Source organism: Agrococcus sp. SGAir0287 (assembly GCF_005484985.1).
Lineage (GTDB): Bacteria > Actinomycetota > Actinomycetes > Actinomycetales > Microbacteriaceae > Agrococcus.
On record NZ_CP027942.1, the window covers coordinates 2,718,112 to 2,736,193 of the forward strand.

The window sequence follows — 18,082 nt, forward strand, 5'->3', positions numbered from 1 at the left end:
TGACCGGATCGAAGCGCGCCGCCGACGGCGACGAGCGGCCCACGAGGTGCAGCTGGCGCACCTCGCCTGCGAGCGCGTCGCGCACGGCGTCGTCGACGTCGGTGCCGTCGAGGTCGGCCGCGTCGCGCACGACGAGCCGCGCGACGTCGACGGCGACGTTGCCGTGGCCGACGACGACCACGCGGCGTCCGAGCCGCGGCACCGCCTCCTCGTCGGGATGCCCGTTCAGCACCCGCGTCACGACGCCCGCGCCGACGACGCCCGGCAGGTCGGCCCCGGGGATCGCGAGCGCCGCGTCCACCGGCAGCCCGGTCGCGAGCACGACGGCGTCGTACGTCTCGCGCAGCCGCGCGAGCAGCGCCGCGTCGACGTGCACGCCGCCGACGAACCGCACGCCCTCGTGCAGGAAGAGCCGGTCGAACTGGCGGCTCACGGCCTTCGTGCCCTGATGGTCGGCGGCCACGCCATGGCGGACGAGCCCGTACGGCACGGGCAGGCGGTCGAGCACGTCGATGCGCGCCGCCGGCATCGCGCGCCGCAGCGCCTGCGCCGAGAAGCATCCTGCGGGACCCGATCCGACGACGGCGACGCTCGGCGCGAGGTCGGCGGATGCCGCCTGCCGCGTCGCGTCGACCGCGACCGGCGCGCTCGCCAGGGTGGCCGCATCCCATGCCACGGGCAGCGTCAGCATGCCGCGGAAGACCCAGCCGCCGATCTCGGCGGGCCGCTCGGCCACGAGGTCGAGCCCGCGGAGCCGCTCGAAGAGCATCGGCAGCGCGACGTCGGCGACGGCCGAGCGCGCCGCCCAGTTGCCCAGGCACACGTGCACGCCCTTCGAGAACGCGAGGTGCGGCTTGACCTCGCGGCGCACGTCGAACGCCTCCGGGCGATCCCACACGCGCTCGTCGCGATTCGCCGAGAGGATGCAGATGCCCAGCCGCGCGCCCTGCGGCAGCGTGACGCCGGCGAGCTCGACCTCGCGCGTCGTCTGCCGCGAGTAGAGGCCGATGGGCGAGATCCAGCGGATCGTCTCCTCGAACACCGTCGGCCAGAGCGTCGCGTCGGCCTCGACGATGCGGCGCTGCTCGGGGTGCTCGAACAGCGCCCACGCCGCGACGCCGAGCGCGTCGCGCGGCTCGTTGAGGCCGCCGCCGATCGTCATCTTGACGTTCGCGCGGATGCGCTCGATCGGCATCCGATAGTCGGGGATGCGCAGCAGCTGCGAGATGAGGGAGTGGTCGGGATGCTGCGCGTGCCACGCGAGCATCTCGTCGAGCGCGGCGTCGACCTCGTCGAACGACCGCCTCCCCTTGGCCCACACCTCGGGGTCGTCGGCGTAGTTGCCCGTCGCGTCGATGAGGGTCTGCGACCAGCGCTGCAGGTCGGTCTGGTGCACGTTGTGGAAGCCGAGCATCTCGCGAAGGTTCTCGGCCGCGAAGGGGGCGGCGAAGTCCCAGATGAGGTCGGCCTCGCCGGGGCCCTTCGCGACGAGCTCGTCGAGGTAGCGTGCGGCGTTGCGCTCGAAGACCCCGCGCCAGACGCGCCGCACGACGCCGGGCCGCAGCGTCGGCTGCCACGCCTGCCGCTCGAGCCGATGCTCGGGGTCGTCGCGCCGCAGCATCGAGTGCCCCATGGCGCGGATCTGCAGCGACCCCTCCTCGTTCGCCGAGAACGTCTCCTGGTCGAGCTCGGTCGCGTGCACCGCCTCGTAGGAGGTGATGAGGTAGCGCCCGACCGCCGGCACCCAGTGCACGCCACCCTCGTCGCGCAGGCGCTCGTAGATGGGGAACGGGTCGCGATGCAGGTCGGGGATGCGCACCCAGTCGGCGACGGGAGGGGTCGGCATGGTCTCGCTCCGCTTCCGCGCGCGGCGTCGTCGCTGCGCGCACCTCCAGCATCCGCGTCTCGCTTCCTCGTGAAAAACGGAGAGATGCGAGATGCTTCCGCGATGGAACCGTGGAATCACCTTCGCCCCGGTGATCGGTCATTCGATTCCGCTGCGTGGTCGACAGGTGCTGCGATCTGCCTCCGAACGCAGCATCGAGTGACCGATGAGAGGAAGGAGATCGGATGAGCCGCGACGCACAGGTACCCGACCTCACGCTGCGGCAGCTCGCATACCTCGTCGCGGCTGCCGACGCCGGCACCATCGCTGCGGCGTCCGCGCGGCTGCACGTGTCGGCGTCGGCGATGTCGGATGGGATCGCCGAGCTCGAGCGCGCGCTCGGCGCGCACCTCGCGATCCGCCGCCGCGCGCACGGACTCACCCTCACGAGCGCCGGCGCCCACGTGGTCGCGCAGGCGCGACCCATCCTCGCCGCCGCGCTGGAGCTCGAGCGGAGCGTCGCCGCGGGCGACGCCCTCGTCGGCCCCATCACGATCGCGTGCTTCCCGACGCTCGTGCCGACGATCCTCCCGCCGCTGCTCGCCGGCTTCGCCGCCGCGCATCCCGGCGTCGACCTGCGCGTCGTCGAGACGACGCAGGACGGGCTCGCGGGCCGCATCGAGTCGGGCGAGATCGACGTCGCGGTGGTCTACGAGACGCTCGTGCCCGGCAACCCGCGTCGGCGACGCCTCTACGCCCTGCCGGCGCACGTCGTGCTCGCCGCCGACGATCCGCTCGCGGCGCAGCCGACCGTGCGGCTCGAGACGCTCGTCGACCGCGACCTCATCCTGCTCGACGCGCCGCCGTCGAGCGAGCACACGCTGTCGCTCTTCGCCGCCCGCGGGCTGACGCCGCGCATCCGCCAGCGCGTGCGCGGCTACGAGGCGGTGCGCACGCTCGTCGCGCGCGGGCTCGGCTACGGCATCCTCGTGCAGCGCCCGGCGAACCCCGCGAGCTACGAGGGGCTGCCGCTCGCGGTGCGGGAGATCGAGCCGGCGGTGGATCCGGTCGGCGTGGACGTCATCTGGTCGGCGGAGGCGGAGCCGCCCGCGCGCGTCGCGGCGCTCATCGACTTCGCGACCTCGCTGGAGTGGCCGACGCCCGTCTGAGGCGCAGGGCATCTGCGACTCGGGCGCGTCGAGGCCCGGGGCGGAGATCGGATGCCGCGAGCCCGACCCTGCGGGGGACGATGCGCGGGTGCTCCATTCGAGGCTCGCTGCGCTCGCACCTCAGGGAGCGGAGCGTTGGACGGCTGGCCCGTGGTCTGGACGGCCACCCTTCCAGGCTCGCTCCGCTCGCACCTCAGGGAGCGGAGCATAGGACGGCTGACCCGGCGTCTGGACGGCCACCCCTCGAGGCTCGCTGCGCTCGCACCTAGGGGACGGAACGGTGGGCGGCCGTGGCGTCGAGCGCCTCGCATGGCGGACGACGAGCGGACCGTCCACATCCCTCACTGCTCGCGCTCGCCGGCATCCTCGCGGCCGGCCCCGGCTACGCTGTGGCGATGCCCGACCCCGTGCCGACGCCGGCCGACGACGCCACCGCATTCGGCCCCTCCGCGCCGCCCGGGAGCCTCGTGTGGCGCATCAAGGAGTCGCTCATCGCCTACGTGCGCGGCATGTCCGACGGCGAGGTGCTGCTCGACGACGGCGTGGTCGAGACGGCCGAGGGCTTCGCCTTCCCGCCGCGCGGCCTCGACGGCGACACCCTCCGGTTCGGCGGCGTCGTGACGTTCGAGGGCCACAACGGCATGATGCACGTCGAGCTGTCGGAGCCTTCGCTCACGCCCGTCGGCGACGGCTGGCGCGTCGAGTTCTCGGATCCGGATGCGCCGACCGTGCGCCTGCACTTCGCCGACGTCGCAGCGATCGAGGAGGCGGATGCCGGCGGCCGCCGAGGCTTGGGCACGACCCTGACCGCCGACGGCGCCGACCTGTTCTTCGGCCCCTACGAGGCCGGCACGCCCCTCGACGACCCGCGCGTCGTCGGCTGAGCGCCGGACGCGGTCGAGACGCCCGCCTCCGCGCGGCCGTCGCTCCTCGGCTGTCCGACGCGGACGGGATGGCGCGCGCCCGGCCATCGGCGCGCGGCGACCGTCGACCAGCGCCGATCCCGCTGACCGCGCGCCGCGACGATCAGGCGACCACGACGCCCGCGCCGATGGCCATCACCAGCAGGATGAACCCGATGGCGCCCCCGACGACCGCGGCGACCGTGAGCGCGCGCGGGATCGTCTCGCGCCGCCGCAGCCGCGCGAATCGGACGGCGAGCACGACGAGCGCGAGGACCACCACGACGGCGCCGACCACGCCGAGCGTCTGGAAGACGGGCGTGAGGTCGGCGGTGAGCGGGTCGGAGGGTCCGGCGTCGTCGCCTGCGAGGAAGAGCATGCGGCAAGGCTTCCCGCGATGCGCCGCGCCGCCCACCGCCTGGACAGGCGACCGTCGAGGCGGCTATGCCCGGAGACCGTCATCGCGTGTCGCACGGCAGGCGATCGCGGCTCCGGAGGCAGCGGACGCACGACGGGCGGATGCCTGCGTGGCCCGACCGTCACCGCCGACCCTCGTGTCGCCGTGCGTTTCGCAGGCGATCCGCATGTGCCGAGGGAAGATCCCCCTCCGCCACCCCTGATCGCCTGCAGAACGTGCACGGCCCGATCCCGGACCGCGACGTCTCGCAGGCGATCCCGGCCCACGAGGGAGCATTCCCCTCCAGAGGCGGAATCGCCTGCAGAACGGAAGACCCCGCACGACCCCCCGGGACACGCCAACGGGGCGGCGACCGAAGGCCGCCGCCCCGCCCGCCGTCGAGGATCCGACTACTCGACGACGATCGTGTCGTACGCGTCGGGGTTCGCCTCGAGCCAGGCCTCGATGGCCTCGGCCTCGCGACCCTCGCCGTACTCGTTGACGACCATGTCCTCGAGCGACGCGTACTGCTCGTCGGTCAGCTGGATGCCGGCGATGTACTCCGCCGCCTCGGGGAACTCCTCCGCGAAGCCCGCGGTCGCGAGGAAGTGCAGGCCCTCGGTGCCGCCCATGAGGCCGTTCGGGTCCTCGAGCGCGCGCAGGTCGTACGACGCATTCGCCCAGTACGGCGCCCACGACGTCACGACGATGTCGCGCTCGGCGGCGATGGCGGTGTCGAGCTCGGCGAGCATCGCCGCGGTCGACGAGGTGACGAGCTCGTAGTCGTCGAGGCCCGCCTCGGGCATCATCGACTGCGTCTGCGCCGTGAGGCCCGCGCCGGGCTCGATGCCGACGATCCGGCCGCCGAAGCGGTCCGCCTGGCCGACGAGGTCGTCGATCGACGTGACGTCCTCGACGTACGAGGGCACCGAGAGGTTGAGGCTCGCACCCTCGTAGTAGGTGCCGAGGTCCTCGATCGAGTCGCCGTACTCCTCCATGTAGGAGGCGTGGGTCAGCTCGGGCCATGCCGAGGGGTAGATGTCGACGTCGCCCTGCGCGAGGCCGGTGTACAGGGGTCCGGCCTCGGTGAGCTCCTGCATCTCGACCGTGTAGCCGAGCTGCTCGAGCTGGTGCTCGAGGAGATAGGCGGTCGAGAGGCCGTCGGTCCACGAGGGGAGGAAGCCGAGGGTGATGGTGCCCAAGCTGTCGCCCGAGCCCTCGCCGGAGCCGCCCTCGGCCTGGTCGCCGGTCGCGCAGCCCGTGAGGGCGATGGCGGCGGCTGCGCCGATGGCGGCGATGCTGGTGATGCGGTTGCGCTGCATGCGTGGTGCCTTTCGTATGTCGTTCGTGCGTTGCGTATCGGGATGGGTTCGGAAGGGGCGAGGAGCCTCAGGCGACCTGCGCGAGGCCGCGCTGCGCGTCGCTCACCTCGGCGCGCTTCGCCGCGACGCGGCGGCGCTGCAGGATGCCGAGCAGCGACCAGCGATGCTCGCGGGCCGCGCCGAGCGCGGCGGTGAGGCGGTCGAGGTAGACGGCGAGGATGACGACGCACAGGCCCGCCTCGACGCCCGTGGCGATGTCCACCGTCGACATGGCCTGCACGATCTGCGCGCCGAGGCCGGGGGCGCCGGCGATGCCGGCGATCACGGCCATCGACAGCGCGAGCATGATGACCTGGTTGACGCCCGTCATGATCGTGGGCATCGCGAGCGGCAGCTGCACCCCGCGCAGGATCTGGCCGGGCTTCGCGCCGAACGCGTAGCCCGCCTCGACGGTCTCCGAGTCGACGCCGCGGATGCCGAGCTCGGTGAGCCGCACGCCGGGCGGCAGCGAGAAGATGATCGTCGCGACCAGGCCGGGCACGACGCCGATCGAGAAGAACACGATCGCCGGAATGAGGTAGACGAAGCCGGGCATCGCCTGCATGAGGTCGAGGATCGGCTTCAGCACCGCGCTGCACCGGTCGCTGCGCGCGGCGAGGATGCCGAGCGGCACCGCGAGCGCGACGGCGATGAGCGTCGCCACCACGACGAGCGCGAGCGTCTGCATGGCGCTGACCCACTGCCCCATCGCGAGGACGAGCGCGAACGAGACGGCGGTGCCGATCGCGAACTGCCACGACCGCAGCAGCCAGCCCAGCAGCGCGGCGACGAGCACGACGACCACGATCGGCGACGACACGAGCAGGTCGGTGAGCGAGCGCACGAGCGTGCCCATGACGGTCGAGATCGTGCCGAGCAGCCAGTCGAGGTTGTCGCGCATCCAGCGCACGCCATCCTCGGCCCACATGCCGACGGGGATGCGGAAGCCATCCATCAGCGCACCTCCTCGGGGGTCGCGGTCGTGTCCACGTGGTCGGCGTCGGGGTCGGGCTCGTCGCCGAGCACCTCGTCGATGACGTCGTGGGCGACGGGCTGCGGCAGCACCATGAGCTCGCCCGTGGCGTTCGCGCCCGGGCCGAGCGCTGCGAGCAGCGTGACGCGCGGGATGACCCCGACGAGGCGGTCGTCGTCGTCGACGACGGCGAGGGGCAGCGGCGACTCGGCGGCGGGCACGAACAGGTTCATGAGCACCTCGTCGTGCCGCACGCTCACGGGCACGGGCCGCAGCACCTCGGTCAGCGCGGTCATGCCCTGCTGCACGAGGCGCATGGCGTCGCGGTCGGTGACGATGCCGAGCAGGCGGCGCTCCTTCGTCACGACGTAGGCGGCGGATGCCCCGGCGTCGCGCATGGTGCGCAGCGCCGTGCGCGGGCCGGCGGTGTCGGCGACGACCGAGCGCGAGCGCTCCATGACGTTGGACGCCGTGAGCACGCGGGCGCGGTCGACGTCCTGCACGAACTGCTCGACGTAGTCGTTGGCCGGGTCGGTGAGGATGTCCTCGGGCGTGCCGATCTGCACGATGCGTCCGTCGCGCATGACGGCGATGCGGTCGCCGAGGAACATCGCCTCGTTGAGGTCGTGCGTGATGAAGACGATGGTCTTCTCGAGCGTCGCCTGCAGCTCGAGCAGCTGCTCCTGCATCTCGCGGCGGATGAGGGGGTCGAGGGCGCTGAACGCCTCGTCCATGAGCAGGATGTCGGTGTCGGCGGCGAGCGCGCGGGCGATGCCGACGCGCTGCTGCATGCCGCCGGAGAGCTCGGAGGGCAGCTTCTCGCCCCAGCCGTCGAGCCCGACGAGCGCGAGCACCTCCTGCGCCTTCGCGAGCCGTTCGGCCTTCGCGATGCCGCGCAGCTCGAGCGGGTAGGCGACGTTCGCGGCGACGGTGCGGTGCGGCAGCAGCGCGAAGTGCTGGAAGACCATGGCGATGCGGTCGCGGCGGATGCTGCGCAGCCGCGCGTCGGAGACGCCGGTGATGGCGTCGCCGTTCACGGTGACGGTGCCGCCCGAGGCGTCGTGCAGGCCGTTGAGCATGCGGATGAGTGTCGACTTGCCCGAGCCGGAGAGCCCCATGATGACGAAGATCTCGCCCGGCTCGACGGAGAACGACGCGTCGATGACGGCCGCCGTGCCCGGCAGCTCGTCGCGGCTCGCGCCTGCGCGCAGGCGCTCGACGAGCGATCTGGGGTTCTTGCCGAAGACCTTGTACAGGCCGGTTGCCTCGATGGCTGGGACGGTCACGCACGCACCTCTCGCCGCCGCGCGGGCACGGCGGCGTCATCGCGTCCGGGTGGGGACCGGTCGGCGCCGAGCTGCACGGCGGCGCGCGGCGCGGATGTCGGATCTGCGCCAGGGCCCCCGACCGTACGTCCGCCGGTCTGATGCGTCGGCGCTCGCGCGCACTCGGATCTGCATCACCAGCGATCGCGGACTGGTCGGATCGCGGCCCCGAAGGACCTCGTCCACCGTGCCGCGAGGATTGCTCGAGTGCAAGTCGGTCAGGGGCTTGCGACGGCGCCGCTCGCCGACTATCGCGTGCGTGCGTAGCAGGAGGCGCTGACCGTTCGTTCGCCGTCGAGGTGCGCGGAACGTTGCCGTTTCGTGACCTGCGAGCGCGGCCCTGCGCGCGTGCAGCGGTGCGTGCTAAGCGGTGCGCGCGCCGAGACCGCCGCTCTCCTATCCGACCTCCTCCACGAGGCTCAGCTGCGAGCCGTCGAGGTCGATGAGGTGCCCGATCCGCAGGCCGCTCGGCGCACGGCGCACGGGATGGAGGCGCGGGAAGCCCTCGCTCCCCTCCTCGACGCCCGCGCGACGGATGGCGCGCTCGAGCGCATCCACGTCGGCGACGCGCAGCACGCACAGCGCGTCGCTCGTCAGCGGATCGGTGCCGGGCGCGAGCACGAACTCCAGCTGCACCTCGCCCCAGCGCAGGATGAGCCACTCGTCGTCGCGGTACGCCTCCTCGAAGCCGAGCGCGGCGTAGAAGGCGACCGTCGCGTCGAACGAGCGCGACGGCAGCACCGGCACGGCGCGGTCGGTCATCCCGGGTCCACGCCGAAGTCGCCGCCGCGCGCGTCGGCGACCCGGCGCTCCGCCTCGGCGACGTGCGGCGTCGCGTCCTCGTACGTCGCGGGCGCGTCCCCGCCGGCCGACGGATCGGGGGCCGGCCGGTAGATCGTGCGCAGCATGCCCGTGGGCAGCGCGTCGGCGCTGACGAGCGAGAGGTGCTGCGTCGGCACACCCTCGGCGAAGAGCCGCTCGCCCGTGCCCGCGGCGACGGGATGGATGAGCAGGCGCAGCTCGTCGAGCTGGCCGGCCGCGAGCAGCTGCCGCACGATCGAGATCGACCCGGCGACGAGCACCTTGCCCACGCCCTCGTCGCGCAGCGCCTTCGCCGCCGCGACGACGTCGTTGGAGCGCTCCGCGTTGCGCCAGCCGAGATCCTGCAGGCCGCGCGTCGCGACGATCTTGCGCAGGTCGCCGAGCTCCTTGGCGAATCCGGCGTCGTCGCCGCCGGCCGCCTCGCGATCCGGCCACGCGCCCGCGAACGAGTCGTACGTGACCCGGCCGAGGATGAGAGCGTCGACGCCTGCGTAGTCCTCGCCGACCGCGGCGCCGACGGCGTCGTCGAAGTACGGGAAGTGCCACGCGGGATCGATCTCGGCGACGCCGTCGAGCGCGATGAACAGGGTCGAGACGATCGTCGTCACCGGGGCCTCCGTGAGTCGGGTGCAGCCGAGCCTAGGAGCCGCCGCCGACGCGCGCGACCCCGGCATCCCCGCCCCTGGCTGCGTCTCGCAGGCGATCCCGCCTCACGAGGGAGCATTCCCCTCGAGAGCCGGGATCGCCTGCGAAACGCGAACACCCGGCAGACCCCGCTCGGCCATCGGCAGCGAGCGGCGTCGCGCGCAGTCGCCAGCGGACGGTTTCGCTTCGCAGGCGATCCCGCCCCTCGAGGGAGCATCGCCCTCGAGAGCCGGGATCGCCTGCGAAGCGCGAACACCAGACGGCCGCACGCGCGGATGAGCCACGCATCCCCCGCTCCCTATGCGTTCGCCCTCCATGGGCGCTGATCGCGTCGATATCGCCATCCCGCGCCGCGTCCGCTCCGTACGATGAGGAGAACCATTCCCTGACCCACGAGAGAGAACCCCGTGAGCCATCGAATCCCCGCCCCCGACTCGGAGGGCCACAGTCCCAGCGCCGACTCGGAGGGGCGAAGTCCCGACTCCGACGCGGACGGCCACAGGCCGAGCCTGACGCGCACGCGTCGCCCCCGAGGGGGTGAGGACGAGTGATCGAGGCGGTGCTCACGCTGCTGGTGGGCGTGCTGCTGACGTTGGCGATCATCGCCGCGTGCGGCTTCTTCGTGGCGCAGGAGTTCGCCTACATGTCCGTCGACCGGTCGCGCATCGCGGCCGGCGTCGCCGCGGGCGACGCGCAGGCGAAGCGCGTGCAGGCGATCACGAAGCGCACGTCGTTCATGCTGTCGGGCGCGCAGCTCGGCATCACGGTGACGGGCCTGCTCATCGGCTACGTCGCCGAGCCGCTCATCGGCCAGTCGCTCGGCACGCTGCTCGGCGGCGTCGGCATCGACCCGGCCGTCAGCGTGCTCGTCGGCACGACCCTCGCGCTCATCGTCGCGACGGTCGTGACGATGATCTTCGGCGAGCTGTTCCCGAAGAACTACGCGATCGCGAACCCCGAGCCGCTCGCCCGCGCGCTCGCCGTGCCGACCCGCATCTACCTGCTGGCGTTCGGCTGGCTCATCACGATCTTCGACCACGCCGCGAACGCGCTCCTGCGCCTCGTGCGCATCGAGCCGCTGGAGGACGTGGATGCGTCCGCGACCGCCCGCGACCTCGAGGCGATCGTCGAGGAGTCGCGCGAGAGCGGGCACCTGCCCGCCGACGTGTCGCTCATGATCGACCGCATCCTCGACTTCCCCGAGCGCGACGTCGAGCACGCGATGGTGCCGCGCAGTCGCGTGGACGCCGTCGCGCCGGAGTCGACGATCGGCGAGGTGCGCGCGCTCATGGCCGTCGCGCATACGCGGTACCCGATCGTCGATGAGCACGACTCCCCCGTGGGCGTCGTGCACCTCGTCGACGTGCTGCGCTCCCAGGCGCCGGACACGGCGCCCGTGACGGAGATCATGCGGGAGGCCGTCGTGCTGCCCGCGACGATGCTGCTGCCGCTCGCCCTCGACCGCATGCAGCGGTCGCGCAACGAGCTCGCGTGCGTCGTCGACGAGCACGGCTCGTTCGACGGCATCCTCACGATCGAGGACCTGACCGAGGAGGTCGTGGGCGAGCTGGCCGACGAGCACGACGTCGACGAGGCCGAGGTCGTCGCCGAGGGCGACCACGCGTGGGTCGTGCCGGGCGACGTGCACGTCGACGAGGTCGAGCGCCTCATCGGCCACGACCTGCCCGAGGGCGACGAGGAGACGATCGCCGGCGTCGCGATCCGCGTGCACGGCGACCTGCCCGCGGCCGGCGAGGTCGTGCGCGTGGACCTGCCGGAGGATGCGGGCGAGCGGGTCGAGGGCATCCTCATCGACCGCTGGCTCGAGGTCGAGGTCGTCGCCGTCGAGCGGCACGTGCCGTCGCAGGTCGTGCTGCGGCTCGTCGAGCTCGATCGCGAGGCGACCGCCGCGGAGGCGGATGCCGACGACGCGTCGACCACGGACGAGGAGGTGGTCCGATGAGCTGGTGGCTCGTCACGATCATCACGACGCTGCTCATCGTCGCGAGCGCGTTCTTCGTCATCGTCGAGTTCGCGCTGCTCGCCGTGCGCAGGCACCGCCTCGAGGCGGACGCCCCGCGCAGCGCGTCGGCCCGCGCCGCCCTCCGCGGCGTCAACGAGCTCACGATCATGATGGCGTTCGCCCAGCTGGGCATCACGGCGTGCACCTTCCTGCTCGGCGCGATCACGAAGCCGGCGATCGACTACGCGCTCGCGCCCGTGCTCGAGGACTGGGGGCTGCCGACGTGGCTCGCCGGCGTCGTCGCGTTCATGGTCGCGCTCATCGTCGTCACGTTCCTCCACCTCGTGGTGGGCGAGATGGCGCCGAAGTCGTGGGCGATCGCGCACCCCGAGACCGCGGCGAAGGCCACGGGCATCCCGGCGCGCGCGCTCGCCTGGCTGCTGCGGCCGTTCCTCGTCTGGATCAACCAGATCGCGAACCGCCTCGTCGCGGCGTCGGGCGTCGAGCCGGTCGAGAAGGCCGCGGCCGGCGGGCAGGACGTCGACACGATCCGCGAGCTCGTCGCGCACTCGAAGGCGGCCGGCACGCTCGAGTCGCAGTACTCCGAGCCGATCGCGAAGGCGCTCGACCTCGTGACGCTCACAATCGGCGACGTCGTGCGCACCGGCGGGGTGCCGACAGCCGTGCCAGCGACGGCGACCGCCGCCGACGTGCAGGCGGCCACCGCCGCGACCGGGCACATGCGCGTGCTCGTCGGCGCGGGTGCGGCGGCGCAGGTCGTGCACGTGCGCGACACGCTGCTCGTCGACGGCGCGACCCCGGTCGCGACGCTCGCGCGCGACGCGTTCGCGGTGACGGCGAATGCGTCGGTCGCCGACGTGCTCGGCCGGATGCGGCGCGAGCACGTGCAGCTCGCGACGGTCGTCGCGGGCGACGAGCTCGTGGGCGTCGTGACGCTCGACGACCTGCTGCGCGAGGTGCTCCCCGGTCCGGCGTAGCCCGTCCCCGCATGACCCACGCCCCACGAGAGGGAGGTTCTCGGCCGGATGTGACCTCACATCCGGCCGAGAACCTCACTTCTGTGGCCGCGGGTGCAGGGTCGAGGCCCGCCCGCCACCGCTGACCCGGTGGCGGGCGGGCCTCGCCGCGCCGGCCTCAGACGGCGGCGGCCTCCGCCTCCAGGCCGCGGGCGACGGCGGCCTGCCGGCGCTCTCGGCTCCAGGCGGATGCGGGATCCGCGGGCGGCACGGCCGCGATGAGCGCGCGCGTGTAGTCGTGCTGCGGATCGCGCAGCACGCCCGCGACGGGTCCGTGCTCGACGACGACGCCGCGCCGCATGACGGCGACGTCGTCGGCCACCTCGGCGACGACCGACAGGTCGTGCGTGATGAAGAGGTACGTGAGCCCGAGCCGCTCCTGCAGGTCGCGCATGAGCTCGAGCACCTGCGCCTGCACCGACACGTCGAGCGCCGACACGGGCTCGTCGGCGACGACGAGCCGCGGCCGCAGCACGAGCGCGCGGGCGATGCCCACGCGCTGTCGCTGGCCGCCCGAGAACTCGTGCGGGAACCGCTCGGCGTGCGCGGCCGTCAGCCCCACGAGCTCGAGGGACTCGACGACGCGATCGCGCCGCTCGGATGCGGTGAGCGGCGTGTGCGTGGCGAGCGGCTCGGCGAGCGAGGCGCCGACCTTCCAGCGCGGGTCGAGCGAGGCGTAGGTGTCCTGGAAGACGATCTGCGCCTCGCGCCGCCATGCGCGCAGCTCGGCGGGCGGCAGCGCGAGCACGTCGCGGCCGTCGAAGCGCACGGATCCGCTCGTCGGCTCGACGAGGCGCAGGGCGGCGCGCCCCATGGTCGTCTTGCCCGAGCCGGACTCGCCGACGATCGCCATCGTCGAGCCCGCGCGCACCGACAGGTCGACGCCGTCGACCGCCGCGACGGTGCGGCGCCGCGCGCCGCGACCCGTGCGGAACTCGACCCGCAGGTCCGAGACCTCCAGCAGCGGGGTCGCCGCCGGCTCGTCCGCGGCCACCGCGAGCCGCTCCCGCAGCCGTGCGGCGCCGATCGCCTGGGGTCGCACCTCCAGCAGCTGCCGCGTGTACGGGTGCTGCGGATCGGCGAACAGCCGCTCGACGCCCGCGGTCTCGACGACGGCGCCGTGCCGCATGACGGCGACGCGGTCGCACGTCTGCGCGACGACGCCGAGGTCGTGGGTGATGAGCAGCACGGCGGTGCCGTGGCTGCGCTGCAGCTCGACCATGAGGTCGAGGATCTGCGCCTGCGTCGTGACGTCGAGCGCCGTCGTCGGCTCGTCGGCGATGAGCAGCCGCGGCTCGCACGACATCGCCATCGCGATCATCGCCCGCTGCCGCATGCCGCCGGAGAGCTGGAAGGGATGGCTCGCCATGATGCGCTCGGGCTCGCGGATGCCGACGGTCTCGAGCAGCTCGAGCCCGCGCCGCCACGCGTCGCCGCGCCGCATGCGGCGGTGCGTGCGCAGCGGCTCCGTGATCTGGTCGCCGATCGTCGTGACGGGGTTCAGCGCCGTCATCGGCTCCTGGAAGATCGTGCCGATCCGCCCGCCGCGCACGCGCCGCAGCTGCCTGGAAGTCATGGCGGTGACGTCGTCGCCGTCGAAGAGGATGCGGCCGGAGGCGAGCCGCGCCGCCGGCGTCGGCAGCATGCGCAGGATCGACATCGCCGTCATGCTCTTGCCGCTGCCGGACTCGCCGACGAGGCCGAGCATCTCGCCCTCGCCGATCGCGAGGTCGACGCCGGCCACGGGCACGGCGACGCCGTCGCTCGTGGGGATCTCGACCCGCAGGTCCTCGATCGACAGCAGCGAGGTCACGGCGTCGTCACGACCTCGCGGCCGAGCGTCTGGAAGCGCTCGTTGCCGCCGTAGAGGGCGGTCATGCGCTCGAACTCGTCCTCGTCGTGGAAGGCGATGCGGCCCGCGCCGAAGCCCTTCGCGACCTCGAGCGCGAAGCGCGCCGCCGCCGCGATGTCGGTCTCATGGCTCGCGCCCGTCGCGCATCCCGCGACCGGCGTCACCGTCGTGAGCGCGAGGCCGACGACGGGCGCGTGCGTCGCGACGGCCGGCTGCAGGATCGAGTTGAGGTGGTGCAGGCCGTTGCCGTAGGGCGTGATGTCCTGCTGCGCGAGCGGCAGCACGCGCGCCGGCTCGCCCGTCACCGTCTCGACGACCTCGACGAGGTCGGGCGCGGGGCGCAGGATGTAGCCCTGGCGGACGGTCGGCGACAGGGCGATGCCGCGGTGGTTGAGGATGCGGTTGCCCTTCGTGGTGTCGATCGAGACGATCGCATCCATCGTGCTCGACACCTCCATCGCGTTCATCGTCGCGATGTCGACCGCCGACGACATGAACGGCACGGGGTCGTGCGGCTCGGTGGGCGCGTCGGGGTCGACGTGCGTCGAGACGACGACGTCGCCGGGCAGCCGGTCGCCGAGCGACGCCATGTGGAGCAGCTTCGCCGCCGCCGCGAGCGCCGCGACGGCCCCGTCGGCGTCGCTCACCATGCCGATGAGCTCGGGCCGCGCGCCCACGCCGCCGAGGCGACCGACGATGCCGAGGGTGGGGGCGGATCCGCCCGACGAGCGCCCGTCGGTGCCGGGGATCGTGACGCGCACGAAGTCGGTGGCGAGCGCGCCCTCCTCGGCGACCTCGACCTCGATCGACGCATCTGCGGGGGCGAGCGCGCGGAGGTGCTCGGCGATGCGCTCGCCGGATGCGGCGGGCGAGTCGATGAGCTCGATGAGCTGGAGCACGTGGTGCAGCATGGGGTCCTCTTCTTCAGACGTGTCAGCCCTCGGCGACGCCGAGGTACCGCAGGGTGGTGAGCGCGTAGACCTGCGCGGCGAGCACGACGTCGTCGACGGGTGCGCGCTCGTCGAAGCCGTGGATGGTGGAGAGCTCGGCGGGGCCGTACTGCAGCACGGGGATGCCGTGGCTGCGGAAGGTGCGGGCGTCGGACGACGCCCACTGCAGCACGCCGTCGGCCTCGGGCTCGCCGAGGTCGCGCAGCGCCTCGACGAGGGTGGCGACGATGGGGTCGGTCGGCAGCGTCCAGTTGGGCTCGCTGCGGAATCCGAGGGGCTCGATCGTGCCCTCGATGCCCTCCTCGGCGAGGATCGCGCGGATGGCCGCGTCGACCTCCGCCGCCGACAGGCCGATGGGGATGCGGGTGTCGATCTCGACGACGGCGCGGTCGGCGACGACGTTCGTCGACGTGCCGCCGTGGATGGTGCCGACGTTGATGGTGACGTGCTCGAAGACCGCGCCGATGCCGGGGCCGTAGCCCTCGCGCTCGGCGGCGAAGACCTTCGAGCGCTCGATGAGCCCCTGCACCTCGGCGGGCGCGTGGGGCTCGAGGTCCCACAGCCGCTGCAGCGCGACGACCGCGCGGGCGGCGAGCAGGTTGGCGCTCGTGCCGTGCAGCGGCTGCAGGCTGCCGTGGCCGGGCACGCCGTCGATCGTCAGGCGGAACCAGTGGCTGCCCTTCTGCCCGATCGTGGGGTGCGCGCGGTGGGCGGGCTCGGCGATGACGGCGCCCGTGACGCCGGCGAGGGCGCCCTGCTCGAGCATGAGGTCCGCGCCGCGCCTCCCGCCGGTCTCCTCGTCGCAGACGGCGAGGAAGGTGACGGGGCCGCCGAGCGGCACGCCCAGCTCGGCCATGAGGCAGAAGACGAACAGCGCGCCGGCGAGGCCGGCCTTCATGTCGCTCGCCCCGCGACCGCGGAGGTAGCCGTCGACGACGTCGCCCGCGAAGGGCGGGAACGACCAGCGGGCCGGGTCGCCCACGGGCACGACGTCGTAGTGGCCGGAGAGCGCCAGGTGGCGCTCGCCGGGTGCATCGATCCGCGAGAGCACGTTGACGCGTCCGTCGCCCGCGTCGTGCACCTCGGCCGGCAGGCCGCGGTCGCGCAGGTAGGCGGCGGTCACCTCCGCGACGGCGGTGCAGTCGCCGTCGGGGTTCTCGCTGGGCGTGCGGATGAGCAGGCCTGCCAGCTCGAGGAGCTCGTCGGCGCGCTCGGCGATGCGCTCGCGCAGCACGGCGTCCCAGTCGGATCGATGCACCCGGGTCATGCGCCTACGCCTCCACGCTCAGCTGCGCGAAGCGCACGATGCCGTCCGGGTACGAGGTGTAGCCCTCGGTGCCCTCGGAGAGGCCGACGACGATGTTGTACTCGTAGAGGTACGCCCAGGGCGCGTCGGCGGTGATGAGCGCCTGCATCTGGCCGTAGAGCTCCTCGCGCACCGACTCGTCGGTCTCCTGCGACGCCTGCTGCCAGAGCGCGTCGACCTCGGGGTTCGAGTAGTTCATGTAGTTCGACGAGGTGTCGGTCGTCATGAGCAGGCCCAGGTGGTACTGCGGGTCGTTCACGAACGACGTCCAGCGCGAGATGTACGCCTGCACCTGGCGGGTGTCGAGCGCCTCGAGGAACTGCGGGCGGGCCATGTTCTGGATGTTCATGGTCACGCCGATCTGGGCGAGCTCGGCCTGGATGAGCACGGCGTCGTCGGCCCAGTCCTGGAAGCCGCCGCCGAGCGTGAAGTCGAACGTGAAGCCGTCCGGGTAGCCGGCCTCGGCGAGCAGCTCGCGGGCGCGGTCGAGGTCGTGCTCGTAGGCGTAGGTGCTGTCGTCGAAGCCCGCCATCGAGCTCGGCACGGCCGACGTGAGGGGGCTGGCCTGCCCCTCCATGACGTCGTCGACGAGCTGCTCGTAGGGGATGGCGTACGAGATCGCCTGGCGCACGAGCGGGTCGTCGAACGGTGCGATCTCGTTGTTCATCGCGAAGAAGAGGATCTTGTTGCTCGCGCGGGAGTCGATGACGACGCCGTCGGTCTCGGCGAGGCCCTCGACGTCGTTCGCGGGGATCTCGGTGGCGAGGTCGACGTCGCCGCCCGAGAGCAGCTGCACGCGGTTCGCGGGCTCGGCGATGAAGCGCACCGTCACGTCGTCGACGGCGGGCGCTTCGCCCCAGTAGTCCTCGTTGCGCGTCAGCGTCGCCTCGGTCGCGGGGTCCCACGCCTCGATGACGTACGGGCCGCTGCCCGCCGTGCTCGTGCTGAGCCACTCGGCGCCGCCCGACTCCTCCACGAGCGCCGTGTCGACGATCGAGAACGAGTACATGGGGAGGATCTGCAGGAAGAGGTGGTTCGGGCCGGTGAGCGAGATGCGCACCGTGTGCTCGTCGAGCGCCTCGTAGGAGGCGATGCCGGCCATGCCGTAGAGGAAGCTCGCGCTCGCGGAGGCCTCGATGAGCTCGAGGCTGCCGACGACGTCGGCGGAGGTCAGCGGGTTGCCGCTCTGGAACTCGACGTCGTCGCGCAGCGTGAACGTGTACTCGGTCGCGTCGTCGTTCACCTCCCACGACTCGGCGAGCATGGGCTCGATCTCCTGCGTGCGGGCGGTCGCCTCGCCGTCGACGACGTCGACGGCATACGTGACGAGCTGGTCGTACGCGGCGAGCACGAATGTGTCGCTCGTGACGTCGTTCGCCTCGTACGGGTTCAGCGTCTGGCCACCCTCGGAGTAGGCGGCGACGAGGGACGTGCGCTCGTCGCCCGCGCCCGGGGCGTTGGCGCTCTGGGCGCAGCCGCCCACGAGCAGGACGGTCATCGCGCTCGCGGCGACCAGGGGGATGGAACGGTGCATGGTGCTCCTCGGTGGGAAGGG

14 protein-coding genes and 1 pseudogene are annotated in these 18,082 nt (G+C 72.8%); 4 read left to right on the top strand and 11 right to left on the bottom strand.

Features of this window, described 5'->3' with window-relative positions:
- Positions 1–193: 193 nt before the first annotated feature.
- A pseudogene (locus C1N71_RS15535) lies at positions 194–1,846 on the bottom strand (cytochrome P450); the annotation flags it as partial.
- A gap of 224 nt (positions 1,847–2,070) precedes the next feature.
- Here C1N71_RS15535 and C1N71_RS12945 point away from each other — a divergent pair.
- Entirely contained in the window at positions 2,071–2,994 is a 924-nt protein-coding gene (locus C1N71_RS12945; RefSeq protein WP_137756780.1) for a LysR substrate-binding domain-containing protein, read from the top strand.
- A gap of 395 nt (positions 2,995–3,389) precedes the next feature.
- Positions 3,390–3,878, top strand: a complete 489-nt coding sequence (locus tag C1N71_RS12950) for an HtaA domain-containing protein (protein ID WP_137756781.1) — start codon at positions 3,390–3,392, stop codon at positions 3,876–3,878.
- 142 nt (positions 3,879–4,020) lie between these two features.
- Here C1N71_RS12950 and C1N71_RS12955 read toward each other — a convergent pair whose 3' ends face one another.
- The 6 genes from C1N71_RS12955 to C1N71_RS12980 form a co-directional block, all read right to left on the bottom strand.
- A complete protein-coding gene (locus C1N71_RS12955) occupies positions 4,021–4,275 on the bottom strand; it encodes a hypothetical protein (protein WP_137756782.1) in 255 nt (84 codons plus the stop codon).
- A gap of 428 nt (positions 4,276–4,703) precedes the next feature.
- Entirely contained in the window at positions 4,704–5,615 is a 912-nt protein-coding gene (locus C1N71_RS12960) for a glycine betaine ABC transporter substrate-binding protein (protein WP_137756783.1), read from the bottom strand.
- 67 nt (positions 5,616–5,682) lie between these two features.
- Complete coding sequence (locus tag C1N71_RS12965; RefSeq protein WP_137756784.1) at positions 5,683–6,609, bottom strand: ABC transporter permease; 927 nt, start codon at positions 6,607–6,609, stop codon at positions 5,683–5,685.
- Complete coding sequence (locus tag C1N71_RS12970) at positions 6,609–7,913, bottom strand: quaternary amine ABC transporter ATP-binding protein (protein WP_137756785.1); 1,305 nt, start codon at positions 7,911–7,913, stop codon at positions 6,609–6,611. Before C1N71_RS12970 ends, C1N71_RS12965 begins: the two co-directional genes overlap by 1 nt.
- A 435-nt stretch (positions 7,914–8,348) precedes the next feature.
- Complete coding sequence (locus C1N71_RS12975) at positions 8,349–8,714, bottom strand: bleomycin resistance protein (RefSeq protein ID WP_137756786.1); 366 nt, start codon at positions 8,712–8,714, stop codon at positions 8,349–8,351.
- Entirely contained in the window at positions 8,711–9,382 is a 672-nt protein-coding gene (locus tag C1N71_RS12980) for a dihydrofolate reductase family protein (RefSeq protein WP_137756787.1), read from the bottom strand. The genes C1N71_RS12975 and C1N71_RS12980 overlap by 4 nt, the downstream gene beginning before the upstream one ends.
- A gap of 584 nt (positions 9,383–9,966) precedes the next feature.
- Between C1N71_RS12980 and C1N71_RS12985 the strand changes: the two genes are divergently transcribed.
- Together C1N71_RS12985 and C1N71_RS12990 are read left to right on the top strand one after the other, a co-directional pair.
- Complete coding sequence (locus tag C1N71_RS12985; RefSeq protein WP_137756788.1) at positions 9,967–11,382, top strand: hemolysin family protein; 1,416 nt, start codon at positions 9,967–9,969, stop codon at positions 11,380–11,382.
- Entirely contained in the window at positions 11,379–12,380 is a 1,002-nt protein-coding gene (locus tag C1N71_RS12990) for a CNNM domain-containing protein (protein ID WP_137756789.1), read from the top strand. Before C1N71_RS12985 ends, C1N71_RS12990 begins: the two co-directional genes overlap by 4 nt.
- Positions 12,381–12,537: 157 nt before the next feature.
- On the opposite strand, the gene C1N71_RS12995 is transcribed toward C1N71_RS12990, so the two are convergent.
- The 4 genes from C1N71_RS12995 to C1N71_RS13010 are packed head-to-tail and all read right to left on the bottom strand — an operon-like array spanning position 12,538 to position 18,061.
- On the bottom strand, positions 12,538–14,232 hold the full coding sequence (locus C1N71_RS12995) for an ABC transporter ATP-binding protein (protein ID WP_137756790.1): 1,695 nt from the start codon (positions 14,230–14,232) through the stop codon (positions 12,538–12,540).
- Positions 14,229–15,170 carry a DUF1177 domain-containing protein gene (locus C1N71_RS13000; RefSeq protein WP_217496001.1) on the bottom strand — a complete coding sequence of 314 codons (942 nt, stop codon included), beginning with the start codon at positions 15,168–15,170 and terminating at the stop codon, positions 14,229–14,231. Before C1N71_RS13000 ends, C1N71_RS12995 begins: the two co-directional genes overlap by 4 nt.
- A gap of 34 nt (positions 15,171–15,204) precedes the next feature.
- A complete protein-coding gene (locus C1N71_RS13005; RefSeq protein ID WP_137756792.1) occupies positions 15,205–16,488 on the bottom strand; it encodes a M20 family metallopeptidase in 1,284 nt (427 codons plus the stop codon).
- A 4-nt stretch (positions 16,489–16,492) separates the two neighbouring features.
- Positions 16,493–18,061 (bottom strand): ABC transporter substrate-binding protein, encoded by a 1,569-nt coding sequence (locus C1N71_RS13010; RefSeq protein WP_137756793.1) that lies wholly within the window; start codon positions 18,059–18,061, stop codon positions 16,493–16,495.
- Between the last annotated feature and the right edge of the window lie 21 nt (positions 18,062–18,082).

Coding starts and splice junctions, on each gene's coding strand:
- C1N71_RS12945 (WP_137756780.1), top strand. CDS start 2,071: ATGAGCCGCGACGCACAGGTACCCGACCTCACGCTGCGGCAGCTCGCA.
- C1N71_RS12950 (WP_137756781.1), top strand. CDS start 3,390: ATGCCCGACCCCGTGCCGACGCCGGCCGACGACGCCACCGCATTCGGC.
- C1N71_RS12955 (WP_137756782.1), bottom strand. CDS start 4,275: ATGCTCTTCCTCGCAGGCGACGACGCCGGACCCTCCGACCCGCTCACC.
- C1N71_RS12960 (WP_137756783.1), bottom strand. CDS start 5,615: ATGCAGCGCAACCGCATCACCAGCATCGCCGCCATCGGCGCAGCCGCC.
- C1N71_RS12965 (WP_137756784.1), bottom strand. CDS start 6,609: ATGGATGGCTTCCGCATCCCCGTCGGCATGTGGGCCGAGGATGGCGTG.
- C1N71_RS12975 (WP_137756786.1), bottom strand. CDS start 8,714: ATGACCGACCGCGCCGTGCCGGTGCTGCCGTCGCGCTCGTTCGACGCG.
- C1N71_RS12990 (WP_137756789.1), top strand. CDS start 11,379: ATGAGCTGGTGGCTCGTCACGATCATCACGACGCTGCTCATCGTCGCG.
- C1N71_RS13005 (WP_137756792.1), bottom strand. CDS start 16,488: ATGACCCGGGTGCATCGATCCGACTGGGACGCCGTGCTGCGCGAGCGC.
- C1N71_RS13010 (WP_137756793.1), bottom strand. CDS start 18,061: ATGCACCGTTCCATCCCCCTGGTCGCCGCGAGCGCGATGACCGTCCTG.